Genomic DNA, 24,296 nt, shown 5'->3' with positions numbered 1-24,296 from the left:
CAGCCCCCTTTTATGCGGTTTGGCCAGAAAGCCGCGCGACAACCTTGTCGCGGCCGATCAGCGGCAGCAGCATTCCCATGTCAGGGCCATGGTCCTGGCCCGTAAGTGCCTGGCGAAGCGGCATGAATAGGCCACGACCTTTAACGCCAGTCGCTTCCTTGATCGTACCCGTCCAGGCCTGCCAGCTATCTGCCGTCAGCTCGCCCTCAGGCAGCAATTCCAGCGTTTTGGCGATATGGTCGGCGTCTTCGATTTTTGGTTCAACCGGGCCATCAATGATCTTCTTCAGCTCGGCAACGTCCGCAAGCTTGTTGATGTTCGGCTGCAGCGCAAGCCACATGTCTTCCGATACACCGTCAAGGCGGTCAGCCACCGCAGTATAAGGCATCATATGCAGGATTTTCGCGTTCAGGATATCCAGGTCAGCGGGGTCCAGCTTGGCGGTCGCGCGGCCAAACTTGCCAAAATCGAAACCCTCGATCAGCGGCTGTGGGTCAACGAATGGTTCAATGGGTTCAGATGTACCCACACGCGCCAGCAGGCTCACGATCGCCATTGGCTCGATACCTGCCTCATCGCGGTATTCTTCAATCGACATGGCACCGTGGCGCTTGGAAAGGCCTTCGCCGCCCTTGCCTGTCAGCAATGCAAAGTGCGCCATCTGTGGCGCCTTGCCGCCTACAGCTTCAAAAATCTGCACCTGAACGGCAGAGTTGGTGGTGTGGTCTTCGCCGCGCACAATGTGCGTGATGCCGTAATCAACATCATCCACCACGCTTGGCAGCGTATAAAGGAAGGAGCCGTCCTCGCGGATCAGGATTGGGTCCGAAAGCGCTTCAAGGTCAATCGACACATCACCACGGATCATGTCCGTCCAGTCCACGCGTGCCGGCGTGATCAGCTTGAAGCGCCAGTGTGGCTTGCGGCCTTCGGCTTCCAGCTTCGCTTGTTCCTCATCCGTCAGGTTCAGCGCCGCCCGGTCATACACCGGTGGCTTGCCGCGCCCCATCTGGATTTTGCGCTTCATGTCCAGCTCTTCGGCTGTCTCGTAGCATGGGTAAAGACGGCCTTCGGCTTTCAGCTTCTCAACCACTTCGTTATAGCGGTCGAAACGGTCGCTCTGTTTGAAGGTTTCATCCCACTTCAGGCCCAACCACGTCAGGTCGGCCTTGATGGCTTCTTCGTTTTCCTTTGTTGACCGCTCGCGGTCCGTATCGTCGATGCGCAGCACGAAGGTGCCACCCTGCTGGCGCGCGAACAACCAGTTCACGAGTGCAGCACGGATATTCCCCACATGAAGCTTGCCCGTGGGTGACGGGGCAAAACGAACCTTAACAGTCATTGTCTTTATCCAATTGTCTGGGCCTGATGGCCGATATGTATAACTTATTTAGTTCTGCGGGCGCTTCTGAACCCATTGGTGATGGGGTAGCGGCGATCCCGGCCAAAATTCTTACGCGTGATTTTCACGCCCGGCGGCGACTGACGCCTTTTGTATTCGGCGATGTACAGCAGGTGCTCAATTCGTGCAACCTCTGATGCGCTGTGGCCGCGTTCAATAATCTCGTCAACCGACATTTCCTCGTCCACCAGGCAGCGAAGCATGTCATCAAGCGCCTCGTAAGATGGCAGGCTGTCTTCGTCCTTCTGGTCTTCCCGAAGCTCGGCGGTTGGCGGCTTGGTGATGATATTTTCCGGGATCACTTCGCCCGATGGCCCAAGCGCCCCCACAGGCACATTCTCGTTCCGCCAACGCGACAGAGCAAACACATCCAGCTTGTAGACATCCTTCAGAACGCTGTAGCCACCGCACATGTCGCCGTAAAGTGTGGCGTATCCAACGCTCATCTCACTCTTGTTGCCCGTTGTCAGCACCATCTTGCCGAACTTATTGGACAGCGACATCAACACAAGCCCGCGAAGGCGCGACTGGATATTCTCTTCCGTCGTATCGGGCTGGGTGTCCTTAAAGACATCAGAGAGCATCTCGTCAAACGCCTCCACACCCGGCTTGATCGCGATCACATCGTACTGAACACCCAGTGCCTTTGCGCAGTCTTCCGCGTCCCCCAGGCTTTCGCCGGACGTATACTTTGACGGCATCATCACACAGTGAACCTTGTCCGCCCCCAGCGCGTCCACCGCCACAGCCGCAGACAGCGCACTGTCGATCCCGCCAGACAGGCCCAAGATAACGCCGGGGAAGCGGTTCTTGTGAACATAGTCCTTCAAACCCAGCACCATCGCCTGATACATGCTGGTGTAATGATCCGGCATCGGAACCTGATATTTTGTTGTGCACTTCAGGCCGCTGTCGGCACGGGTCCATTCGGTCCGCAGTTCAGCCTCCGCCCAGAATTCCATCTGCACAGGGACATTGCCGTCAGCATTCATCACGAAACTGCCGCCTTCGAACACCAATTCGTCCTGACCGCACATTTCATTGCAGAACACCAGCGGCAATCCGGTTTCATCCACCCGGTTGCGGGCGTGAACAATCCGCTCGGGGTGCTTGTCCAGCTCAAACGGGCTGCACGTCGGCACCAACAGGATTTCAGCGCCGTGATCCTTCAGGTTATTTGCAATGGTCGGGAACCACATATCTTCGCAGATCATGACGCCAAGGCGGAAGCCGCGAAAGTCCACGGGAACCGTTGGCGCGCCGGGCTTAAACACCCGCTTTTCGTCAAACACACCGTAGTTAGGCAGGTCATGCTTGTAGCGGATGGCCGAAATCTCGCCGCCTTCCAACAAAAGGACTGCGTTATGGAGCACTTCGCCGTCAAACCAGGGACTGCCGATAATCAGCCCCGGCTTGCCGTCTCCTGCTGTCATCTCTGCCAGTTCGTCTACCGCGCGCATGGATGACCGCACGAAGAAAGGTTTCAGCACCAGATCTTCAAGGGGATAGCCCACAACGGATAGCTCAGGCGTCAGCACCAGATCAGCGCCAGCCTTATGAGCGCGCTCGTATGCAGCCCTAATCAGATCGACGTTGGCAGCAATCGCGCCCACCGTCGGGTTCATCTGCACCAGATATATGGATAAAGCATCAGTCATGACGCGCTTTTACCCTTCTTGGCGTGTGGGGACAAGACAAAGAAAATCATGCGTGGGTTAAGGCCCAGCTTGTCGCATTTTCATTATCTGTCATGGTGCGGATCCGGCTTGATATTAAAGGAATTATTTATGCCGGACCTTTCCACACTTTTTCTGTTTTCCGCCGCCAGCCTCGCGCTTACCATAACACCTGGCCCAGACATGCTGCTGATCGCCTCTCGAAGCGTCAGCCAGGGCAAATCCGCAGGCTTGCTGTCCGCCTGGCTTTTGCCAGCCGCACCTGAAACTCAAACAAAGACGGCGCCGCAAGCCTGCGACGCCGTCATCCGGAAAATTCACATTTTGGGCCCTATGGGTGTGCCCTTTTGTGCCATACGGCCCCTACCGGTGTGCCCTTTTTACGCAGCCGCCGTTTTGGCCAATGCTTCCCGCTCTTCCTTCAGGGCCTCGGCCAGAAGGAAGGCCATCTCAATCGACTGGCTGGCGTTCAGACGCGGGTCACAGTGCGTGTTATAGCGCGAAGACAGGCTGTCTTCCGTGATCGCCACGGCGCCACCGATACATTCCGTCACATTCTGGCCCGTCAGCTCAAGGTGAATACCGCCCGCGTAGGTGCCTTCGGCGCGGTGGCAGGCAAATACCTGGCGGACTTCCTTGAGTACGCGGTCAAATGGGCGTGTCTTGAGACCACCATTGGACGTTTTCGTATTGCCGTGCATCGGATCACAGGACCAAACAACCTTCTTGCCTTCGGCCTGAACGGCCCGCAGTAACTTCGGCAGGTGTTCCTCAACCTTGTCAGCGCCAAAACGGGTGATCAGCGTCAGGCGACCGGCTTCGTTTTTCGGGTTCAGAGTATCAATAAGCTTCAGCAGGCCATCCACTTCCGTCGTCGGTCCAACCTTGGCCGCGATCGGGTTACCGATGCCGCTTAAGAACTCAAGATGCGCGCCGTCAAGCTGGCGCGTGCGGTCCCCCACCCAAAGCATATGGGCAGACGTATCGTACCAATCGCCTGTCGTGCTGTCCACGCGGGTCAAGGCCTGCTCATACCCCAAAAGGAGCGCTTCATGGCTGGTGTAAAAATCTGTACCCTGGAGCTGGCGCACATCGTTCGGGTTGATGCCGCACGCTTCCATAAAGTTGAGCGCTTCGCCGATGCGGTCTGCCAGTTCCTTATATTTGTCGCCCGCCGCAGATTGGGACACAAAATCCAAATTCCAGCGGTGTACTGACATCAGGTTGGCATAGCCGCCCTGCGCAAAAGCGCGCAACAGATTGAGCGTGGCGGCAGATTGGCTGTAAGCCCGCAGCATACGGTTCGGGTCAGGAATGCGGGATTCCGCATCAAACGCTGGGCCGTTAATAATGTCGCCGCGGTAGCTTGGCAGTTCAACACCATCCTTGGCTTCTATGTTGCTGGAGCGAGGCTTGGCGAACTGGCCCGCGAGGCGGCCCACTTTGACCACCGGGCAGCTCGCCGCAAAGGTCAACACCACCGCCATTTGCAGCAGCACACGGAAGGTATCGCGAATATTGTTCGGGTGAAACTCAGCAAAGCTTTCCGCACAGTCACCGCCCTGCAGCAAAAAGGCCTTGCCTTCAGCCACATCGGCAAGCTGGGACTTAAGATGGCGCGCCTCGCCTGCAAAGACGAGCGGTGGATAGGAGGAAAGTTCCTCTTCAACCTTTTTCAGCACATCTCCGTCAGGATAGTCCGGGACCTGTACAATCGGCCGGGTTCTCCAGCTGTCTGGACGCCACTCACTCATCACTTTACCTCAACTTCACAGCACAAACTTGTGCAGGATTATTTCAATATCATGCCGTTTTCGGCAATTTCATAAGCCTCACATATAATAGGGCTCATCCTTGGAAAGCAAGCCTTAACGGCCTTTTTCAGCCATTTCCACAGTTTCTTATGTAACAGTATTCGCGGATATTTACTGCAGACGAATTCTTGCCTTTCACAACAGGCTGTCTTTCTTTACACACTGTAACGGCCTTTCAAGACCAGTGCGTGAAACTTTTGAGAAAGCTGATCAATGTCCCTGTTTCCTGCCCGGAAGATTATTTTCGACCTCGACGGTACCCTGATTGATAGCGCCCCAGACCTGCACGCTGCCACCAACCATACGCTGCGGCATATTGGGCGGGACACGGTAACGCTTGATCAGGTCAGGCACATGGTAGGCTATGGAGCGCTTCGCCTGATTCAGCTGGGGCTTGAAGCCACGGGCGACGGCAACGAATATACCCCAGAAGAGTTACGGCCGGTCTTCCTGGACTATTACAGCAACAACATCACTGCCCATACCCGCCTTTTTGACGGTGCGCTGGACATGCTTCAGCATTTTCGCGACACCGGCATTGACCTGGGCATATGCACGAACAAGCCGATACTATTGACCGAACCAATTCTGGAAAACCTTGGGATAATTGACCTATTCGGCGCCGTTAGCGGCGGCGACAGCTTTGATTTCAAAAAGCCGGACCCACGGCATATATTGGAGACGGCCAGCAAGATGCCTGGAGAAGGCCCGATAGTAATGGTCGGTGACAGCCGCCCGGATATCGAGGCCGCAAAAGCCGCTGGCGTACCTGCCATTGCCGTCAGCTTCGGTTATTCTCAAACACCGGTGAAAGACCTGCAGCCCGACCGAATTATCGACAGCCTGACAGAGCTCCCAGGCCTCATCAAACGCGCCTGAGAACCTTTTTCCACAAGTGTCCCGCAAGGAGCGGCAGCGGCATTCGCATATAGTGGCTTCTCACATACAGCAGCGCGTTCGCCAGATAAACCAGGCCCCCTTGGCCATCTGTAACTGTCCGAATGCACCATTTCAGTAGCCAGGGTGCCTTTCCCCCTTCGGCCTGAACGTCAAAATACTCGCCAAGCATCCAAAGGGCTTCCCGGACAGGAGTTTCGGCCCCGACATCCTTTGCCCGCGGCATAAGGCTTCGTTTCTCAGCGCCCGTCAAATCGCTGTAGAGATAAAACAGTTCGATAAAGCTTCGCGCAGGCGTCTCGAAGGCACCATCACCAAAAATATGAATCGCGGAATGAATGAAGCGGTCGGTTGGCGAAAAGACCATCAGATCGCTGCTTTCAACCAACCGTGCATCCGCCATCAGTTTGAGATGATCAGGACGGATGCGGGATGTCCGCGGCAACAGCCTGTGGTGCACATCGATCAGCGTCCGCCTGGTTTCGTGCCTTAGCGGCGGCAGTTCATGCATCCAGCGACGATAATATTGCTGATCATACGCCCCAGCGGTGCTTTCCTCAGCGCGCCAGCCCGCCTGCCCCAGCAGCTTTTCCGTCTCCTTAAGGTGCTCTTCCGGCACAAGGATATCAATATCGCTGACCCGCCGCCCAATCCCGGCCAACAAATGTTCCGCAACATAAGCGCTTCCCTTGAGAAGAATGGGCTGTATGTCCGCGCCCATCAGGGCACGCCTGACACGATTGGTTTCAAAGGTTAGCATTCGCCTGTCATAACTGCTTCTCAACCGCGCGTTTTCCAGTATGTCATTCAGCTTTGAGCCCACTTCCGCAGTCACTACTGCGGCCACCTGCCCCAGAATATGACTTTCCTGAGCCCAAGCCACAAAACCGGCCAAATCGCTTGGCGTGTCGGGCAGCACCGCCCTTCCGGTAGCAATACAGAAGAAGGATTTTATGTCACCACGACGCCTAGTCATGAAACATGCCTCCGCCACAGGTCACTCACCAGTGCGAGGCTGTCTTCCGTTGAGCCATACTCGATCTCATAGGCTTTCATGCCGTCCAGCATGGTCATGAGCCCGGTGAATGCACGCTCGCCAATCACCTGATAGTTCGGGGAGCTCGCGATCAACTGCATAGCGGTATCTGCCAGGTCAATTTCCTGGCACCTTGGTGCCGCCCCTTCCGTAAAGGCTGGAAACACAATCACCCTTGGTCGAGCGGGCAAGGCCATTCTCTCAAGATCGCCGCGGCGAGGACGCCTATAGGCAATCGATCCCTTTGGTGTGCCATACAGTGTATCGCTGACCTGGTTTTCACCAGCAAAGCCGCGAACCACATCAATGGAGGCATTCTTGAGCGATACAGGCCTTGGATAACCTCGCAATGATGCTTCCTCCAGATCGAGAATCGCAAACTCGTCTGAAAGCAGACGCCACCCTTCTTCCATAAGGGCTGCGGTTAGCGTGCTTTTTCCGCCACCTGATTTGGCGGCAATGATCAGTGCCTGGTCACCGTCTGCAACAACGCCCGCGTGAAATATAGCATACCGGAAGCATTGCAGAGCCACGCTCAGGTTCAGTCCCATCTCAAGCGCCAGGGGTGACATGCTTACAGGCAAGGGAGCCGCAGGGAAACCGAAGCCGGGATCGGGTACAATCTGGCGCCGGAAATACTTCCTGAACTGGTTGGGTGGCCGAATTGTCAGTGAAAAATCACTCAGAGCGCCGTCTTCCAATGTGACCAGACAATCCGCATACATATCCAGAAAGAAGGCGACAGAACGGCGGTCGGAAAGTTTAACACGTGTGGAGAAAGGCCCCAATTCAAGCACCAACGCGCCTGACTTCAGTGCCCGTATCGCATCGGCCTTCACATATGTTTCTAAAGGGCGTGCTGTCATGGTGATACCCGCTCGACCAGACCTACATCGTCCAGTTCGTCGAACAATCGCCGCACGACGCCGGATGGGCATTCTTCTTTCGGCACCTGAAGATAATCGGCAAACCCCGCGACGACCTCGCCCAGCGGTTTGGGCCTGTCAGTGAGAAAATCGAGCATCGCGCGAGAGACAAGATTCAGCATATGCGTCGTGCCAGACAGCCGACTAAAAACAAAAGTCGTATCGCCTATCTCGTGAATAATGAAATGGTCCGGGTTCACGACCCAAACCCAATCGTCGCTGTTGGGGCCCGCCGACACTGTGCCGTCTACTGCATTTCCAGATAGTTGAGGATGGATAACAAACAGGAAATGCCAGGGAAGCCACCGTCATTGCCGTAAGTGTCCAGATATTTACCGGCGAGCAACAGATAAAGCCCGGTAGGTCCGTTCAAACTCCAGTTACCGTTGCCGTTCAGATAATCTGATGGCGTAATCGTTGTATTTCGGTCGATTTCATAGACCTTGTAACAGTCTGTCCAGCCACCATTGCCCCCGCCGTCATCATCGTCATCACCGCTGCCACCGCCATGGCCGCCGCCATGACGCCAATCATTCCCATTACCGCTGTATCCATTCGGTCGATTACCGGGCTCGCCGTCCTCGCCCTCTTCTTCAAACCAAGGAGTTTCGCGCGGTGGATCAGCATTGCAACTGTCTTGGTCGTCATTGTCGCCCACTGGGTCGTCTATATCGTTGCCCCAGCCGCAATCATTCCCACGACCGCCGTCATCATCCCCACCACCTGTTTCACATTCATCCGGGCGAAAGCGTTCCGGCACCGTATATTCGGGGAAAACATAATCAGCGTTGTTTTTGAACTGCTCAATGTCCTGGGACTTATATTTCCCGTTCTTTTCCCGGATGTTACCGTCACCCATCCATGCCTTGCCGTCAGCATCGACAAGGATCTTAACCGTGTCATGAATGACGAAGGCGCAGTCCAGCGCCGAATGGATCGGCTGTGTCGCGGAAGCTTTCAGCGTCAAAACCATGGGTACACCAGCCGCGCCCAGCTTAAGCAACTGTCGGCGCCGCGCGAGGAAATCGCCGTCCTTGTTCTGATTATTTGACACTCTGACTACTTCTCCAAACTTACAGGCATGGAAAATTATGCAAAAATTTAATTAATTCGAGTTTAACAGCGTTTTCTTACGCCGGTCTAGGCGAAAAATACTGAATATCAACAGATTCGCTATTTCTGGATAATAAATAAATCGAGTAACAAAACCTTCACAAAAGTGCAAACTATGTAAATTAAGGGAAAGCTGACTTTTCTGTTTGTGCACCAGATGGTGGGACGCACGGATACATTCCAGGACGCTGACATAATGGCCCCTCAATCGAAAACATATATGGCGCTGCTTAACGAGCGCACAATCATTGTTGCTATTGTATTTACTCTGGCACTGATGTGGTCATTCGGCCAATTGTCATTCCTTGGTGCGGTTATCGTCGCCGGTGTGACGACTGCCTGTCTTGTTCAGCTATCGGTCCGACGCAGGTTTGAAGAACTGGAAGCCAGGAGAGCAGCAATACAAAAACGGAAACGGGCAAAAAGACCAACGTCCGTCTCCATTCGCGCTAAGGCTCTGGACCAACTCCCCTCCCCCTTCATGCTGATTGATGCCGATCACCGCATCCTTGTCGCCAACCTCGCCTCAAAGGAGCTACTGGGCGAAGATATTGTTGGGAATGACGCGACATTTTACCTGCGGCAGGTGGAGTTCATAACCGCTCTTGAGAAGGTTTTGTCCAGCCCAGGCAACGATTTTCAGGTAGTGCGCTATACGAACAGCAAGGACCGGATTTTCGATGTAACGGTCGCCTCCATCCCCCACCAGAAACAGGAAGAACGGCAGCCCGAAGCCGTGCTGTTTTTCTATGAGGTGACAAGCCTGATCAGGGCGGAACAGATGCGCGCCGACTTCGTCGCGAACGCAAGCCATGAACTGAGAACGCCACTGACATCCATCCTCGGTTTCATTGAGACACTGATTGGACCCGCTGCGGATGATAAAGATGCCCATGGTCGCTTCCTGGGCATCATGCAAACGGAAGCGGAGCGTATGGTCCGATTGATCGATGACCTTCTATCGCTTTCCCGAATCGAGATGACGCGCTATGTCGCGCCGGAGATGGAAGTTGATATCAAGAAGCTGATCGTGAATACCGTTGGCGCCATTCAGCCTGGTGCTGCAGCCCGCAACATCACCATGGACTGTAACATTTCTGAAAACATGCCGCAGATTCGCGGTGATGGAGATCAGCTCACTCAGGTTTTCATCAACCTGCTTTCTAACGCGTCGAAATATTGCGATCCCGATAGCACCGTCCATATCAGCGCCACGCCGACTTTGGACAATAAGCGCATTCAGATCAGGATTCGCGATGAAGGCCCTGGAATATCACAGGAGCATCTAGCAAGGCTTACCGAGCGATTTTACCGCGTTGACACCGCGCGCTCCCGTAAAATGGGCGGCACAGGCCTTGGGCTTGCAATTGTAAAACATATTCTCTTGCGGCATGATACAAACCTCGACATCAAGAGTGAAGTTGGCAAGGGAACTGAGTTTTCCTTCAAGCTCCCGGTTGCTCAAAAGCAGCCTGAGTAGGACCGTCACGCAATTGTAACATTTAGGCTGTAACTGTCGCGGAGCCAGGGGAAACCATATATAAAGTAACAATAATCCCTTGCTTGATAGAAATTTCGCCACCTGTTTTTGTGGCATGGAGAGCTACCATGAAAAAATTCGCTGTTGCAGCCGCTTTGATTACCGCTGCCACTTTCAGCACCACAAGCGCGGAAGCACAGTCCCGGGATCAAATCCGGATTGTCGGTTCCTCGACCGTCTTCCCATTCGCGACTGCTGTCGCTGAAGAGTTCGGTCGTTCCACAAACTTCAAGACACCAATCGTCGAATCAACCGGTTCCGGTGGTGGTCTTAAACTGTTCTGCTCTGGTGTTGGTACCAACCACCCTGACATCACCAACGCATCGCGCCGGATCAAGGCAAGCGAAGTTGAGCTTTGCGCAAAAAACGGCGTGACCGACATCGTCGAAGTTAAGATCGGTTTTGACGGCATCGTGCTTGCTGCCTCCAAAGAGGCGGCTCCGATGGAACTCAGCCTGCGCGACCTTTATCTTGCTCTTGCAGCCCAAGTCCCTGCAGAAGGCACTGAAGGCGGCGCAGGTAACATGGTTGCGAACCCATACAAGAATTGGCACGAAGTGAACCCAGACCTGCCGAACAAACCGATTGTGGTTCTGGGCCCTCCTCCAACCTCTGGTACGCGCGACGCCTTCAACGAACTGGCGATCGAGGGTGGTTGCAAGACCTTCCCGGCCATGAAAGCCCTGAAAAAAGAGGACAAGAACCTCTATAAGGCGCTTTGCCGTGGTGTTCGTGAGGACGGCGCTTACATCGAAGCTGGCGAGAATGACAACCTGATCGTTCAGAAACTGCAAACCAACAACGATGCTGTTGGTATCTTCGGCTTCAGCTTCCTTGACCAGAACGGCGACGTAATCCAGGCCTTCCCTGTAGCCACGAAAGCTGACGCTCCTTACCAGGAGCCAACATTTGAGGCAATTGCAGATGGCGCTTACCCGATCTCCCGTTCGCTCTATTTCTATGTTAAGAAAGCACATGTGGACGTTGTTCCAGGCATCCGTGAGTATCTGGCGGAATTCACCAGTGACAAAGCCGCAGGCGACTTCGGCTATCTGGCAGATCGGGGACTGATCCCACTGCCTGAAGAAGACCGCGCGAAATATGAACAAGCCGCAAGTGCCCTGACCAATCTTGTGCTTGACTAACTAGTGCAAAATACTGTGTAGAAGGGGCAACAAGCGACACTTAGCTGTTGCCCCTTTTTTTAAATCTCGACACGTTCGACAAACCTGCGTAAGGCCGCCCTAAAATGACGAGCTCCGCAATCTTTCTTTTCCTGGTTATGCTGGCCCTGGTTTCATTTGCCATGGTGCGCCAGAAGGCCCTTGCCGGCGCTGGCGGCGACCCCGCCAAGCTTCACTCCCTGCCACGGCATTATGGTTATTTCGCTGCAATCTGTGTTTTGCTGCCTGGCCTCTTTGCCTTTGGCATGTGGGTTGTTTTCGGAAACAGCATCATTGAGGGGCTGATTCTCTCTGGTCTGCCTGACCGCGTCTTCGAACAGAATGGCGATCAGGCAACGCTGGTGCTCAACCGCATTCGGTTGGCAGTTGAAAACCCAAATTCCCCGGAAACAGACCCTGATATTCTGGCAGCGGCCGCGAAATTCCAGGCCATCTATGTCAAGGGCATTTGGGCAGCTTTCGTCCTGTCGATCGCAATGGGCCTTGTGGGCTTGTATATGGCAAGCAATCGGACCCAACCGGATTTCCGGGCCAGGAACAAGTTTGAACGTGTCATGTTGATTACGCTGGCTCTGAGTTCCGTCATCGCCATTGTCACAACGCTCGGCATTGTCGCGTCTCTTTTGTTTGAAAGCCTGCGCTTCTTCCGGGAAGTGCCGGTCACCGAGTTTGTCTTCGGCCTGCACTGGAGCCCACAGACAGCGCTTCGGGCAGACCAAGTGGCATCCGCTGGAGCATTTGGAGCGGTACCGCTTTTTGCCGGCACCATGCTGATCAGCTTTATTGCCATGCTGGTTGCCGGGCCGATTGGCCTTCTGGCTGCCATTTACCTGACACAATATGCCAGCACGCGCATGCGCAAGGTTGCCAAACCCGTGCTTGAAGTCCTGGCAGGGGTTCCCACCGTCGTGTACGGCTTTTTCGCTGCCCTGACAGTTGCCCCACTGTTTCGAGATGTCGGCATAACGCTTGGGCTGGACATTGCAAGCGAAAGCGCACTGGCGGCCGGTATTGTCATGGGTATCATGATCATTCCGTTTGTCTCCTCCCTTTCTGATGACGCCATCACAGCTGTGCCCAAATCTCTAAAAGACGGATCCTTGGCACTTGGCGCGACGCCATCTGAGACCATCAAGCTGGTGGTGTTGCCTGCAGCCCTGCCCGGTATTGTTGGCGCCTTCCTTCTTGCGGTCAGCCGCGCGGTTGGTGAAACCATGATTGTGGTTATGGCCGCCGGTATGCAACCGAACCTGACAGCCAACCCGTTCGAAGCGGTAACCACGGTAACAGTGCAGATCGTGGCCCTCCTGACAGGCGACCAGGAATTTGACAGTGCCAAGACCCTGTCAGCCTTTGCTCTTGGCCTGGCCCTGTTTGCTTCGACCATGGTTCTGAACGTCATCGCGCTGAAAATTGTCAGAAAATATCGCGAAGTTTACGATTAAGGATGTCACATGTCGGATAACGCAAAAGAAATCAAACCTACCGACTGGCATTCACCAGAAATGAATGCCCGGATCAAGCGGCGCTACCGCAAGGAAAAATGGTTCCGCGGCCTCGGCTTCACGGCCGTGATCCTTGCCGCCATGTTCCTGGTGACCCTGATCGGCAAGATTGCCGGCGATGGCCTCTATGGATTTGTGCAAACCAGTATCGACCTGGACATCCCGTTTGAAGAGAGTGTCCTTGGAAACCCGCGCGAGCTTTCAAAAGCCGAATTTGAAGAGAATGTCCGCCGTGCGAATATGCTGCGCATCATCGATGCATCCCTGCGGGATCACTTCCCCGACGTAAAAAGCCGCCGCGACCGCCGCGATCTTCTGCGGATGGTCAGCACAGGTGCACGTGGCCAGATCAGGGACATGGTTCTTGCTGACCCAAGCCTTGTAGGCACCACCCAGCGAGTTTCCCTTCTGGCGTCCGACGACATCGATCAGCTTCGCAAGGGACGGATTGATGCGTCTGAACCCGAAGCCAATCGCAAGGTGAAGGATAAAGAACTGGCCTGGTACCAGAAGCTGGAAGAGGAAGGTCGTGTTTCACTGAACTTCCATACAGTATTCCTCACAAGCGGCGATTCCCGTGACCCGGAGTTGGCCGGCATCTGGGGCGCCACGGTAGGCTCAGCCCTGACCCTTCTTGTTACCCTTTTGATCGCCTTTCCGATCGGAGTGCTGGCGGCCATTTATCTTGAGGAATTTGCGCCAAAGAACCGCCTGACAGACCTGATCGAGGTGAACATCAACAACCTTGCTGCGGTCCCGTCCATCGTGTTCGGTCTTTTGGGCCTTGCTGTATTCCTGGGTGTTATGCACCTGCCACGGTCTGCACCTCTGGTTGGTGGCCTGACGCTGGCCCTGATGACACTACCAACGATCATTATCGCATCGCGCGCGTCGATCAAGGCTGTGCCGCCGTCGATCCGGGATGCCGCTCGCGGCCTTGGCGCTTCGCCGATGCAGGTGGTGTTCCACCATGTGGTGCCGCTGGCGATGCCAGGTATCCTGACTGGCACCATTATTGGCATGGCTCAGGCACTCGGTGAAACTGCACCTCTGCTGATGATCGGGATGGTCGCCTTTATCGTTGACATCCCTGGCAGCGTGACTGACGCGGCCACGGCGCTTCCTGTACAGATTTTCCTCTGGGCAGACAGCCCCGAGCGCGCCTTCGTCGAAAAAACCTCCGCAGCCATCTTGGTGCTGCTAACATTCCTCATTGCAATGAACGGCCTAGCCATCTGGCTGCGCCAGAAATTTGAGCGGCACTGGTAAGATGTATAAAATGGCCTCAGAGTTGGAAACCATGACTGAAACACGCAAAGCAAAAATGATGGCGAAAGACGTGCACGTATTTTACGACACGAACCACGCTGTCAAAGGAATTTCGCTGGACCTCCACCAGGATGAAGTCACAGCGCTGATCGGGCCTTCCGGTTGCGGCAAGTCCACCTTCCTCCGCTGCCTGAACCGTATGAATGATACGGTCGCCAGTTGCCGCGTTGAGGGTGAAATAACGCTTGACGGTGAAAACATATACGCGCCCAGCATTGATGTTGTTCAGCTTCGCGCTCGGGTGGGTATGGTTTTCCAGAAACCGAACCCGTTCCCCAAGTCTATCTATGACAACGTAGCCTACGGCCCGCGTATTCATGGTCTGGCACAATCTCGCACAGACTTGGATGAGATCGTTTCTACAGCGCTTGAGAAAGCCGGTCTTTGGAACGAAGTCAAAGACAGGCTGGAAAGCCCAGGCACGGCCCTTTCCGGTGGTCAGCAACAGCGCTTATGTATCGCCCGTGCGATTGCAGTAAACCCTGAAGTAATCCTGATGGATGAGCCTTGTTCGGCACTGGACCCGATCGCCACGGCCAAAGTTGAAGCCCTAATCGATGAACTTAAGGGCCGTTATGCTATCGCAATCGTAACCCATAGCATGCAGCAAGCCGCCCGAGTTTCCCAGAAGACAGCCTTCTTTCATATGGGCGACCTGGTTGAAATCGGGGACACGACAGAAATCTTTACGTCGCCGAAGCAAGAACGGACGCGCGACTATATCACTGGCCGCTTTGGCTAAGGAGTATTGAGATGACGGAACATACTGTCAAAGCCTATGACGAAGAACTGAAAGACCTGCGTGCGATCGTCAGTCGCATGGGCGGGTTGGCGGAAGACCAACTGGTTGGCGCCATGGAAGGTCTGAATGAGTTCGATGTTACTAAAGCGCGTCATATCCTCGATTCTGACAAGCAGCTGGACCGCTTGGAAATTGAAGCGGAAAAAGCCGCGATTGTTGTTTTCGCACGTCGTGCACCAGTAGCTGACGATCTCCGCGAAGTGGTATCCAGCCTGAAAATGACTGGTCTGATCGAGCGCATGGGTGACTATGCCAAAAACATCAGCAAGCGGACCCTTGCGATTTCCGAAATGGGCCCTGTTGCCCTGCCGCCTGTATTGGACCAGATGGCTCGGGATGCCCGTAAGATGATCCAGGATGTTATGGATGCCTATGTGCACCGAGATCCCGACCTGGCGATGGAAGTATGGGAGCGGGACGAGGCACTCGATAACCTGCACAATTCCGCTTATCGCTATATTCTCGCTCGTATGATGGAAACGCCTGAGAAGGTCGGGGTGCTGACCCATTTCCTGATGATCGCCAAAAACCTTGAAAGGATCGGTGATCAGGCAACGAATGTCGCAGAACAGGTTTTCTATACCATCAAGGGCATCATGCTTGAAGAAGCGCGCCGCCCAAAGCATGACCTGACCAGCACTGAGCTGGTGACAGACGAATAGTAAACAGGACAATCCGGAGGGCACTCCTGTGAAGACAAGAATTCTACTGATTGAAGACGACGAAAACATCACTGAACTGGTGCGCTACAATCTCGAGCGCGCCGATTATAAAGTTGATGCAGTTGCTGATGGTGAAGATGGTCTTTACCGCGCTAGTGAAGAAGCACCGGACCTGATCCTACTGGACTGGATGCTGCCGAACCTTTCCGGCCTGGAAATCTGCCGGCAGCTTCGCCGTAATGCCGAAACGCAGAACATCCCAATTATCATGCTGACGGCACGGGCAGATGAACCTGACCGTATCCGTGGTCTTGAGACCGGCGCTGATGATTATATCTGCAAGCCTTTTTCGCCAAAGGAATTGATTGCCCGTATCCAGGCTGTGCTGCGACGCCTTCGCCCTGCCCTGGCAGGCCACGAGTTGGCGTTCGAGGATATCAAGCTCGACAGCGTGTCTCACCGCGTAACGCGTGGCGGCAAGCCGATCCAGCTTGGCCCAACCGAATATCGCCTATTGCGCCACTTTATGGAAAATCCGCGCCGCGTATTCAGTCGCGAACAGCTGCTCGATAGCGTCTGGGGTCATGATGTGTATGTTGAGCCACGCACGGTTGATGTTCATATCCGCCGCCTGCGCAAGGCCATCAATGTGGACGATGCCCCGGATTATATCCGCACTGTCCGCTCAGCGGGATATTCCCTCGACAACTATAACTGACGCGCTTCAGTTTCAGGCCGGGCTGGCATCCAGCTTGGCCAAAGTGCGATCCAGCATCAGGATACACCACAATGAAGCGTGATGGTCTCTCTTCGATGCCAGATGCTCACCCACCATTGCCCTGAGCCCGGAACGCGATATCAGGCCGGTATCCAGAAGCACCTCGCTTTCACAAAGTCCCTCCAGCATTGGCGCCAGCTCTTCACGCATCCACTGACCGGCTGGGATATTGAACCCCTTTTTGGGGCGATCGATAATCTCGTTCGGGATGAAGCCGCGGGCGGCCCTTTTGAAGGCCGCCTTTCCTTCACCGTCGACAATCCTGCTTTCCGGCCCAAGTCGCATGCCCCATTCAAAGAACTTGTGATCCAGAAGCGGCACGCGCACTTCAAGAGAATGCGCCATGCTTGCCCTGTCTACCTTGGTCAGGATATCGCCCGGCAAATAGGTGTTGATATCGATATATTGCACAACCGAGAGCGGATGCGCGCCCTTGATCTGATCCGCCAGTTCCTCAAAGCGTTCCTGGGGATGATACCCGTTCAATTGCTTCTTCATCCGATCAGACTGCAACCTTGACCGGTCCCTGTCCGGTGTTTTGGCAACGGACTGGAAGTATGCCTGTGCTGAATTACGCGCCAGTCCTTCCAAGGTGGATTTGGCGCGCATAAACTGCGGTGCCCAGTCCATCTTTGGGTAAACCCTGGAGAGAGGGCCAAATATGGCACTTCTGATCATTTGAGGAATTGCGCTGCGAAACTGTTCCTCCAGCATGTGGAAACGGTACCGCCTGTAACCGCCAAAAAGCTCATCTCCGCCGTCCCCTGATAGCGCCACCTTCACGGTTTCCCGCGCCAGGGCGCAGACCCGGTAGGTCGGTAGGGCAGACATATCGGCAAACGGCTCATCATAAACATCAGCCATGACATCGATCAGGCTCGCGTCATGGGCTGATATCAATCGCATACGGTGGTGGGCGCCAAAATGGTCCGCCACCATCTGGGCATATCCGCTTTCGTCGAATTCCGGGACATCCGACCCTACTGAGCAAGTCTCAACCGGCTTGTCATTATTCCGGCTCATCAGGCCAACAACGACGCTTGAATCGATACCGCCAGACAGGAAAGCGCCCAAAGGTACATCTGCGATCATCCGCAGCTTCACGGCCTCTTCCAGGCGTTCCAGCAGCTCTTCGGACTCTTCATGAACGACCGGTGGGGTAACCATATCCAGCTGCCAGTAGCGATAAAGCTCAAACTTCCCAGTATTTTTGGACAGCCTCAGGCAGTGCGCGGGAGGAAGCTTTTCCACACCAACCAGAATCGATTTGGGGTCCGGCACATAGCCAAGCGCCAGATAATCCTCTAGGGCATCCAGACGCAGTCGGCGGTTCAGCCCCGGATACTGCAACAACGCCTTCAGTTCAGAGGCAAACAGGAAGGTACCATCTGGCAGGCTAGCGTAATAAAGCGGCTTGATGCCAAGGCGGTCGCGCGCCAGGAACAGTTCACCCTTGCGGTTGTCCCAAATGGCGAAGGCAAACATGCCTCGAAGCCGGTGAACACAGTCAGCGCCCCACTCCAGATAGGCAACCAACAAGACTTCCGTATCGCATTCTGTCTTAAAGCTGTGGCCCAAGCCCTCCAGTTCCCTTCGCAGGAACTGGAAGTTATAGATTTCACCATTGTAGGTCAGGACCACGCCCTCATCTGCGCTGAGCATGGGCTGACGGCCGCCCGCAGCATCGATGATCGAAAGCCTGCAATGGCCAAAAGCAACCTGATTGCCCCAAAAATAGCCATTGTCATCGGGGCCCCTGTGAAGGATGCTCTCCGTCATTCGGCGAACCCCTGCCTGGTCGATGCGGGTCTGAGCCGTCGTGATTATTCCGGTGATGCCACACATAAAGTCTTTTCCCGACCAGTCGGATCAACGCTGAACAGGAAGCGTTCGGGCGTCAAAGTGCTGAAAAACTTGGATAGGATAGCCCTCGCATGCTCTGGTGTCGATGGGAATTCTGTCGCGGCTACAAGCATTTGCCCTATCACAGGCCTCCCCTGCAACCGCTGTAAAGCAAGAGCTAATTTCGCCTTGAGGGCCGAGCCATAAAAACGGCCACCAACATAATAAGTGCGCCAGACAAGACGTTTTCGACCATCGCCATACAGAGCCGTTTCCTCAAAAACAGCACGACCAATTGCCTGGCTGCTAAGGCCCTGTCCGTAAAAGAGGCTCCAGCCCTTTTCGAAGGTTACAGCCACCGGCGATGCCAGCCGGTGCCCAGCCCTGTCAGGCAAAAAAAACGCCGAGACACCAAATACCGTGTCAGCCTCCAGCCGGTACAGCCAAGGCGATGAGACATCAGCTTTCGGTATGTCAATCCAATTCGGCTGATGACCCACAGCCAATTGTCGGACGCCGCAGTCTTCGCAGCTAACAACCTGCATATCCGGCAAGCAGGAAAGTTTAGCCTGTCCTCCGGCAGGCAGCCAAAGTCCGGACGACAGTACTGCGAGCAGGCTCAGTACAACGGCAATCAGCCCGAACAGTTCTGACTGTTCGCTCTCACCCCGCGCCTCGATCCGCGTGTCCGCTCTTTCAATCTCATCATTCAAATCGGAAAACCGGTAAGCTGCCGCGATCAGAATAATCAGTACCGCGCTCAGGAACCCCCAGCCATAGACGATATGATCAACATCCTTGGCAAAAGAACTGTCCGTAGCCTCGGCGATCAGCAAGGTGCCATAAACCCTCACAGCATTGGCAATAATGGGCACGATAATGGACGCCACCAGCATCAGGACACGCCGTCGCCAACTTTTGAATGCCAACCGACACAATAAAATGCCAGTGATAAGGCTTGAAAACAGAAACTTCACGCCTGCGCAGGCCGCTGCAACCTCAAAGATACCGGACGACAGCTGGATCAATACGCCATCAGCCTGATGCCCTATCCCTGTAAGCTTTAAGGCCCAGATAACAATCTTTGCCGTAAATACCTGCAGCGGCGCCACCAGTGCACTGCCAAATGGAACTATGGCAAACAAAAACAGCATTGGGAAAAGGATGCCCCGGTAGAGTTGCGGCCCCAATGTTGCAAGCACAAGAAACTGAATAGCTCCGACGAAAGCTAAATGCTGCACTATCTTTGCTTCCGCGGCTCCGCCCAGCAGCCAAAGGCTAGCAACAAACATCAGCCCTACGGCACCCGGCCACCAGAAGCTTACGGGCACTTTGTCCAGTCTGCTTCGTTCCCGCCAGATCAGCCACAGACTGACAAGAGGCACCCAGATGCCGTGACTGAAAATATCAACCGTCCAGACCAATGTAGCCAGATGGCGAAGGGTGTCAAACCAGGCAACAACCAGAAGGAGCAGTCCTGCCCCAAGAACAGCAAGGTTTTTGCGTACCTCTGCCGCCATCAGCCAACGTCCTTCTGGCAAACCTCGGCAATAAGCACGTCGAGCTCGGCAAGTGTCCTGGACCAGCCATAATGAGTTTCCATATGGACGCGGGCAAAAGCTCCAAGTCTGGCTGCATCGTCTGGATTGCACAAAAGACTGATGATTGCACTGCCTAACCCATCTGCTCCATCCGCCACCAGCAGATGCTTGCCCTCTTCCGCTTCGATACCTTCCTTGGCCGCAGGGGTTGCTACAACGGCTTTCCCCATGGCCATGCCCTCCAGCACCTTGTTTTGCACGCCGCGCGCAGTCAGAAGCGGCGCGACGACAATGCCTGTCCCGGCGATGGTTTCGGCCATGTCATCCACAAAACCAAGCACCGACACGTTCGAGTTTTCGGCCAAAGCCTGAACCCTTGGATGGACCGGCGCGCCTGCAATCAGGAACCGGGCCTCCGGCACCGACCTGCACACAGATGGCCAGACATTGGTGACAAACCACTCCACTGCTTCAACATTGGGCTGATAGTCCATCGCGCCTGTGAAGATGACAGTTTGCGGTGCCACTGCAGTATCCTGGAAGCGCTTTGGATCGAAAGCCTTCAGGTCCACCCCGTTGTTGATATGACAGACCCGCGCCCTGCTTGTGGTCGGAAGTTTGCTGCGGAACAAAGCGGCCTCGGCCTCACTTACAAAAGTGGTCGCTGACGCAGCCTCCGCGACTGACGCTTCGAAGCGGAACAACAAGCGGGCTTCCCTGGCGTAAACCCAGGACATTGGGAAGCTATGCTGCGCGGCATAAGCGGCCCACTTGTCACTGTCCACGTCCACAAGGTCGGCAATCACCGGCACCCTTTCTGGCTTATCGGCAATCAGCGGTGCGACCGCGCCTGAAAACAGGAAAACAAGGTCGATCTCGTCCCTGGCAAACAGGTCGTCCACATAGGCCTTCAACTTACGCTTCGGATAGGCCGCAAGTGTCATGGGCCGCGCGGTTAACAGCCCAAGGGCCGCGCCCGCAAACTGCGATAATCGGCTGACATAGTGGTAGCAAAGACTTTTGACCTTAGTGTGAAGAAAGTCTATGTGCACCAGGTCCCTGGGCTGATCCACATAAAAGGCCAGATGCACCTCATGCTTTTCAAGCAAATGCTCAAGAAAATGCCATGACCTGATCTTGTCGCCTTTATTAGGCGGATAAGGAATACGGTGCGCGAGGAAAAGTATTCGTGCCATATGCGCTACCCCAGATGCCTTGCCACCGGCGGACCAATCAAGTTTGCCAAACCGAGGGGCAGACGCTTCCAGGCAGCAATCAGAAGGCTGAACTTGCGGTTTTGCGGCGACATATTGGGGATGCTTGCACCAGGAGCCAGACGGTATTCATATTCAAGCGGTGTGGGCTCAAAACCCCAGTTTTTCTTGAAATTATATGGCCCCGTTCCCACTTTGCTACGACCAAAATCGAACTTTGCATGACCGTCCGCGACGGCTTTCTTCATCAGGTCAAAATACATGAAATCATGTGCTGCCAGGCCGCGTGCATGCGCACTGCTTCCGGCGTAAAAAGGCAATATGGTATCTTTGGTGCGGAAGCTCATCAGGCTTGCTACGCCTAAACCATCTCCATCACGGATGATCTGAATCAGCACATCGTCACCAAACACCGCCTTGAATGCCTGAAATAGTGCCTTCGGAAATACAGGCGTGCCGAGGCCATGAACTGAATAGGCATAGAGATCATAAAACTCAGAAACAACTGAACTCCAATCACTTACAAGGCCATGCTTAAGTGATTTCCGGACAACGGCCCGTTGTTTGCGCGGAATCTGCAGGAGCATTTCCTGCTCGTCGCCGGGCACGATGTCCTTGATAAAGGTTGCGGCTTTTCCGCTTGCCGTCTGCCAGTCGGGCTCACCTTGGTGGCGCGCACGCAGTGTACGATATTCAAGCGTATCGCATCCGGCGTCACGCGCGAGCTTCCAGGCCGCCTCGTCCAGCGCCTGATATGCTTCGTCATTGACCGCCAGCGGGCCACCATAAACACCAAACATGGTCGATGTTGCCAGTTTGCCGAACAATAGACTAAGCCTAAGCGTAAGTGGCAATACGCCGACAATCGCCCCGTCCTGCTCTGCGATAAGGAATGGGCTTTCGTGCCCTGCCCCGTCTTCAATGACCTGTTTCCAGCCAGCGCGGTGACAAAAGGTTCCATCAGGGTGCGCTTCAACGAATTCGTCCCATGGCGCAACCGCTGCAGTATCAAGTTGTCTAACGCGGACTGTCATTGGCTGCCAGCCTTGCCCTCTTCCGTGAAGGCAACACCAAAAATTTCATCCATGCGCCCCCACGGACGGCTGTCACAGAAGCGCCCCACCTTTCTGGCCATGCGGCTTTGGTTCGTATAGTGCCTGAACCGTGACAAGAGCGGCGCATCTGCAACATAGGGCTGATCAGGGTCCATTTCCCAGGGATGCATATAAAAGACACCTGGCAGGCCGGTTTGGCCGGCACTGCCGCTGAAAAGCCCTTTGCCTAGGAAATACGGTAGCAGGCGGAAATAGCCGCCCCCTGACGCAGGCCATGCCCGGCCAAGATGATAGACGCTCATCGGCACTTCCAGAATTCGGCCCTTGCCAACAGGCCAGAACGGCCGCCGCGGCGCCTCCGGCATACCATAATGATCATGATGGACTGGATAGAGGCTCGAGCTATAGCGAAAGCCAAGTTCTTCCAGGCATTCATAGGCCCACCATACATCCGGCGTCAGCGAAAAGCTGGGGGCTCGATATCCAGTCACTGGCGCGCCTGTCGCATCTTCAAGCTGGGCCTTGGCCCCAGCTACGTCCTCAAGAAACTGGTCACGCGTCATGGTAAAAAGGCGCTTGTGGTCTCGGCCGTGGCACGCCACTTCGTGTCCAGCTTCGTGGATGGCGGTAATAAGCAAAGGATGGCGTTCCACCACCCACCCCAGACAAAAGAAGGTTCCCTTTACGCCGTGGGCATCAAGAAGTTTTAAGACATTGTGGGTTTGGTGTTCCACGCGACTTTCAAGGCCATGCCATTCGTCACGGTGCAGCGTATTCTCAAACGCACCAACCTGGAACCATTCTTCAACATCAACGGTAAAAGCAGACCGGTCACCAAATTTGATGCCGGTCGCCACTGGCTCAATCGACGTAAGGACAGATGTAGCCTTACTTGTCATCCTTTTCACCGCCACCAGCCAACTGAGCCATGAGGCTGGTCAGTTGCTTCAGGGTTTCGTCCTGCGACTTCATCATATTCTCGAGCTGGTTGATACGGTCCTGCATCTCTTCCTTCTCTTTGTCCTTTTCTGCGGACTTTCCGGAAGAAGACTCTTTGGCACCACTGCCCCCCGATCTCTCAAGCGGGACTGAAGGATCATTCTGCAGATTGACGGGCGCAGTAGCGGGCCGATGAATAGCTGAAGATGTCGGCGTAACCTGCCTTGTATCGCTGGCCATATCAGCAATTACAGCGTCTACCGTTTCAGCATCTACGGTGTGAATTTCTTCAAGCGCACCATAAAGCAGGATCCGCGAACAAAGGGTGTTCAGGCGCCGGGGCACACCAGCACTGTGTTGATAAATGGCCTCAACTGCATCAGCCGTGAAGCAAGGGTCATTGTCCCAACCGACCAGGCGAAGCCGGTGCTCGATATAGCCTGCGAGCTCTTCCTCTTCCATCGGCTCAAGATGGTGGGTCGCGATCACACGCTGTCGGAGCTGCTCCAGTTCAGGGGCAGAGAAGATACGTTCGCGAAATTCCGGCTGACCAACCAGAAAGCTCTGGAGCAGAGCCTTGTCACCTTCCTGGAAGTTTGAAAGCATACGCATCTCTTCCAGTGCTGCGTTGGACAGATTCTGCGCCTCGTCAACCACTAGAAGCGCACGGCGCCCCATCTGGAACTGTTCCCGCAGATACTTTTCTAGCCTTGCCAGCAGTTGGCCTTTGTCTTCCGCCTGAGCATCCAGGCCGAACGCTGCCACAACGCTACGCAAAAGGTCCTCGGCGCTCAGTTGGGTGCTTACGATCATTGCCGCGATAAACTCGTTACGGTCCAACGTCTCAAAGAGGTGCCGCACAAGTGTAGTTTTACCGGTACCAATGTCACCGGTCACGATAATGAAGCCTTCCCCCTGGTTCAAACCATAGGTGAGGTAAGCCATCGCCTTCTTATGAGTGCGCGAACTGAAATAAAAGCGAGGATCCGGCGTCAGCTGAAACGGACGCCCCTGCAAATTGTAAAAACTTTCGTACATACC

At 54.8% G+C, this 24,296-nt stretch carries 21 protein-coding genes and 1 pseudogene; 9 read left to right on the top strand and 13 right to left on the bottom strand.

Annotated features, from left to right (window positions below; genetic code table 11):
* Positions 1-10 precede the first annotated feature (10 nt).
* Positions 11-1,342: a glutamate--tRNA ligase gene (gene gltX, locus ACFO5Q_RS17910; RefSeq protein WP_068145108.1), complete on the bottom strand. Its 1,332-nt coding sequence runs from the start codon at positions 1,340-1,342 to the stop codon at positions 11-13.
* Between the two features lie 44 nt (positions 1,343-1,386).
* Positions 1,387-3,060 carry an NAD+ synthase gene (locus ACFO5Q_RS17905; protein ID WP_068145106.1) on the bottom strand — a complete coding sequence of 558 codons (1,674 nt, stop codon included), beginning with the start codon at positions 3,058-3,060 and terminating at the stop codon, positions 1,387-1,389.
* 129 nt (positions 3,061-3,189) lie between these two features.
* On the opposite strand from ACFO5Q_RS17905, the pseudogene ACFO5Q_RS17900 reads away from it, so the two are divergent.
* Positions 3,190-3,318 (top strand): annotated as a pseudogene (locus ACFO5Q_RS17900) (LysE family translocator); the annotation flags it as partial.
* 140 nt (positions 3,319-3,458) lie between these two features.
* Here ACFO5Q_RS17900 and ACFO5Q_RS17895 read toward each other — a convergent pair.
* Complete coding sequence (locus tag ACFO5Q_RS17895) at positions 3,459-4,832, bottom strand: class II 3-deoxy-7-phosphoheptulonate synthase (RefSeq protein WP_068145103.1); 1,374 nt, start codon at positions 4,830-4,832, stop codon at positions 3,459-3,461.
* A gap of 273 nt (positions 4,833-5,105) precedes the next feature.
* Between ACFO5Q_RS17895 and gph the strand changes: the two genes are divergently transcribed.
* Positions 5,106-5,771, top strand: a complete 666-nt coding sequence (gene gph, locus ACFO5Q_RS17890) for a phosphoglycolate phosphatase (protein ID WP_068145098.1) — start codon at positions 5,106-5,108, stop codon at positions 5,769-5,771.
* On the opposite strand, the gene ACFO5Q_RS17885 is transcribed toward gph, so the two are convergent.
* The 4 genes from ACFO5Q_RS17885 to ACFO5Q_RS17870 are packed head-to-tail and all read right to left on the bottom strand — an operon-like array spanning position 5,758 to position 8,805.
* Positions 5,758-6,765, bottom strand: a complete 1,008-nt coding sequence (locus tag ACFO5Q_RS17885; RefSeq protein ID WP_082719746.1) for a nucleotidyltransferase family protein — start codon at positions 6,763-6,765, stop codon at positions 5,758-5,760. The genes gph and ACFO5Q_RS17885 overlap by 14 nt on opposite strands.
* On the bottom strand, positions 6,762-7,691 hold the full coding sequence (locus ACFO5Q_RS17880; protein WP_068145093.1) for an HprK-related kinase A: 930 nt from the start codon (positions 7,689-7,691) through the stop codon (positions 6,762-6,764). The genes ACFO5Q_RS17885 and ACFO5Q_RS17880 overlap by 4 nt, the downstream gene beginning before the upstream one ends.
* Positions 7,688-7,951, bottom strand: coding sequence for an HPr-rel-A system PqqD family peptide chaperone (locus tag ACFO5Q_RS17875; protein ID WP_156431892.1), 264 nt, complete (start codon positions 7,949-7,951; stop codon positions 7,688-7,690). The genes ACFO5Q_RS17880 and ACFO5Q_RS17875 overlap by 4 nt, the downstream gene beginning before the upstream one ends.
* A 47-nt stretch (positions 7,952-7,998) precedes the next feature.
* On the bottom strand, positions 7,999-8,805 hold the full coding sequence (locus ACFO5Q_RS17870) for a hypothetical protein (RefSeq protein ID WP_068145086.1): 807 nt from the start codon (positions 8,803-8,805) through the stop codon (positions 7,999-8,001).
* A 279-nt stretch (positions 8,806-9,084) separates the two neighbouring features.
* On the opposite strand from ACFO5Q_RS17870, the gene ACFO5Q_RS17865 reads away from it, so the two are divergent.
* From ACFO5Q_RS17865 to phoB, 7 genes are all read left to right on the top strand, one after another.
* The gene (locus ACFO5Q_RS17865) at positions 9,085-10,344 is read left to right on the top strand and encodes a sensor histidine kinase (protein ID WP_197420960.1); all 1,260 of its coding nucleotides are present in this window, start codon (positions 9,085-9,087) and stop codon (positions 10,342-10,344) included.
* 128 nt (positions 10,345-10,472) lie between these two features.
* Complete coding sequence (locus ACFO5Q_RS17860; protein WP_068145077.1) at positions 10,473-11,549, top strand: substrate-binding domain-containing protein; 1,077 nt, start codon at positions 10,473-10,475, stop codon at positions 11,547-11,549.
* 104 nt (positions 11,550-11,653) lie between these two features.
* The gene (gene pstC / locus ACFO5Q_RS17855) at positions 11,654-13,033 is read left to right on the top strand and encodes a phosphate ABC transporter permease subunit PstC (RefSeq protein ID WP_068145074.1); all 1,380 of its coding nucleotides are present in this window, start codon (positions 11,654-11,656) and stop codon (positions 13,031-13,033) included.
* Positions 13,034-13,042: 9 nt separating this feature from the next.
* Positions 13,043-14,362 carry a phosphate ABC transporter permease PstA gene (gene pstA, locus ACFO5Q_RS17850; protein WP_068145072.1) on the top strand — a complete coding sequence of 440 codons (1,320 nt, stop codon included), beginning with the start codon at positions 13,043-13,045 and terminating at the stop codon, positions 14,360-14,362.
* A gap of 31 nt (positions 14,363-14,393) precedes the next feature.
* Positions 14,394-15,164, top strand: coding sequence for a phosphate ABC transporter ATP-binding protein PstB (gene pstB / locus ACFO5Q_RS17845; protein WP_068145174.1), 771 nt, complete (start codon positions 14,394-14,396; stop codon positions 15,162-15,164).
* An 11-nt stretch (positions 15,165-15,175) separates the two neighbouring features.
* The gene (gene phoU, locus ACFO5Q_RS17840; protein WP_068145068.1) at positions 15,176-15,886 is read left to right on the top strand and encodes a phosphate signaling complex protein PhoU; all 711 of its coding nucleotides are present in this window, start codon (positions 15,176-15,178) and stop codon (positions 15,884-15,886) included.
* A 28-nt stretch (positions 15,887-15,914) separates the two neighbouring features.
* On the top strand, positions 15,915-16,604 hold the full coding sequence (gene phoB, locus ACFO5Q_RS17835; protein ID WP_068145065.1) for a phosphate regulon transcriptional regulator PhoB: 690 nt from the start codon (positions 15,915-15,917) through the stop codon (positions 16,602-16,604).
* A gap of 12 nt (positions 16,605-16,616) precedes the next feature.
* On the opposite strand, the gene ACFO5Q_RS17830 is transcribed toward phoB, so the two are convergent.
* From ACFO5Q_RS17830 to ACFO5Q_RS17805, 6 genes are read right to left on the bottom strand one after another with little or no spacing between them, the layout of a single operon-like run.
* On the bottom strand, positions 16,617-18,509 hold the full coding sequence (locus tag ACFO5Q_RS17830) for an XrtA/PEP-CTERM system amidotransferase (protein WP_068145062.1): 1,893 nt from the start codon (positions 18,507-18,509) through the stop codon (positions 16,617-16,619).
* Positions 18,488-20,026, bottom strand: a complete 1,539-nt coding sequence (gene xrtA, locus ACFO5Q_RS17825) for an exosortase A (protein WP_068145059.1) — start codon at positions 20,024-20,026, stop codon at positions 18,488-18,490. Before xrtA ends, ACFO5Q_RS17830 begins: the two co-directional genes overlap by 22 nt.
* Positions 20,026-21,243, bottom strand: coding sequence for a TIGR03087 family PEP-CTERM/XrtA system glycosyltransferase (locus tag ACFO5Q_RS17820; RefSeq protein ID WP_068145056.1), 1,218 nt, complete (start codon positions 21,241-21,243; stop codon positions 20,026-20,028). Before ACFO5Q_RS17820 ends, xrtA begins: the two co-directional genes overlap by 1 nt.
* A gap of 5 nt (positions 21,244-21,248) precedes the next feature.
* Positions 21,249-22,295 (bottom strand): FemAB family XrtA/PEP-CTERM system-associated protein, encoded by a 1,047-nt coding sequence (locus ACFO5Q_RS17815; protein ID WP_068145055.1) that lies wholly within the window; start codon positions 22,293-22,295, stop codon positions 21,249-21,251.
* On the bottom strand, positions 22,292-23,215 hold the full coding sequence (locus ACFO5Q_RS17810; protein ID WP_082719743.1) for an XrtA system polysaccharide deacetylase: 924 nt from the start codon (positions 23,213-23,215) through the stop codon (positions 22,292-22,294). The genes ACFO5Q_RS17815 and ACFO5Q_RS17810 overlap by 4 nt, the downstream gene beginning before the upstream one ends.
* Positions 23,205-24,293, bottom strand: a complete 1,089-nt coding sequence (locus ACFO5Q_RS17805; RefSeq protein WP_068145052.1) for an XrtA/PEP-CTERM system-associated ATPase — start codon at positions 24,291-24,293, stop codon at positions 23,205-23,207. The genes ACFO5Q_RS17810 and ACFO5Q_RS17805 overlap by 11 nt, the downstream gene beginning before the upstream one ends.
* Between the last annotated feature and the right edge of the window lie 3 nt (positions 24,294-24,296).

This window comes from Kordiimonas lipolytica (assembly GCF_042651265.1).
In the GTDB taxonomy this organism is placed as follows: Bacteria; Pseudomonadota; Alphaproteobacteria; order Sphingomonadales; family Kordiimonadaceae; genus Kordiimonas; species Kordiimonas lipolytica.
Note: the sequence above shows the minus strand (reverse complement) of the source record. Positions and strands in the feature narration are given on the sequence as shown.

Bases quoted from the DNA above. Each gene is read 5' to 3' on its own strand.
- xrtA (WP_068145059.1), bottom strand. From the start codon at position 20,026: ATGGCGGCAGAGGTACGCAAAAACCTTGCTGTTCTTGGGGCAGGACTG.
- phoU (WP_068145068.1), top strand. From the start codon at position 15,176: ATGACGGAACATACTGTCAAAGCCTATGACGAAGAACTGAAAGACCTG.
- ACFO5Q_RS17885 (WP_082719746.1), bottom strand. From the start codon at position 6,765: ATGACTAGGCGTCGTGGTGACATAAAATCCTTCTTCTGTATTGCTACC.
- ACFO5Q_RS17880 (WP_068145093.1), bottom strand. From the start codon at position 7,691: ATGACAGCACGCCCTTTAGAAACATATGTGAAGGCCGATGCGATACGG.
- pstC (WP_068145074.1), top strand. From the start codon at position 11,654: ATGACGAGCTCCGCAATCTTTCTTTTCCTGGTTATGCTGGCCCTGGTT.
- pstB (WP_068145174.1), top strand. From the start codon at position 14,394: ATGACTGAAACACGCAAAGCAAAAATGATGGCGAAAGACGTGCACGTA.
- ACFO5Q_RS17895 (WP_068145103.1), bottom strand. From the start codon at position 4,832: ATGAGTGAGTGGCGTCCAGACAGCTGGAGAACCCGGCCGATTGTACAG.
- ACFO5Q_RS17815 (WP_068145055.1), bottom strand. From the start codon at position 22,295: ATGACAGTCCGCGTTAGACAACTTGATACTGCAGCGGTTGCGCCATGG.
- pstA (WP_068145072.1), top strand. From the start codon at position 13,043: ATGTCGGATAACGCAAAAGAAATCAAACCTACCGACTGGCATTCACCA.
- ACFO5Q_RS17860 (WP_068145077.1), top strand. From the start codon at position 10,473: ATGAAAAAATTCGCTGTTGCAGCCGCTTTGATTACCGCTGCCACTTTC.
- ACFO5Q_RS17905 (WP_068145106.1), bottom strand. From the start codon at position 3,060: ATGACTGATGCTTTATCCATATATCTGGTGCAGATGAACCCGACGGTG.
- ACFO5Q_RS17805 (WP_068145052.1), bottom strand. From the start codon at position 24,293: ATGTACGAAAGTTTTTACAATTTGCAGGGGCGTCCGTTTCAGCTGACG.
- gph (WP_068145098.1), top strand. From the start codon at position 5,106: ATGTCCCTGTTTCCTGCCCGGAAGATTATTTTCGACCTCGACGGTACC.
- ACFO5Q_RS17810 (WP_082719743.1), bottom strand. From the start codon at position 23,215: ATGACAAGTAAGGCTACATCTGTCCTTACGTCGATTGAGCCAGTGGCG.
- gltX (WP_068145108.1), bottom strand. From the start codon at position 1,342: ATGACTGTTAAGGTTCGTTTTGCCCCGTCACCCACGGGCAAGCTTCAT.
- ACFO5Q_RS17865 (WP_197420960.1), top strand. From the start codon at position 9,085: ATGGCGCTGCTTAACGAGCGCACAATCATTGTTGCTATTGTATTTACT.
- ACFO5Q_RS17830 (WP_068145062.1), bottom strand. From the start codon at position 18,509: ATGTGTGGCATCACCGGAATAATCACGACGGCTCAGACCCGCATCGAC.
- ACFO5Q_RS17820 (WP_068145056.1), bottom strand. From the start codon at position 21,243: ATGGCACGAATACTTTTCCTCGCGCACCGTATTCCTTATCCGCCTAAT.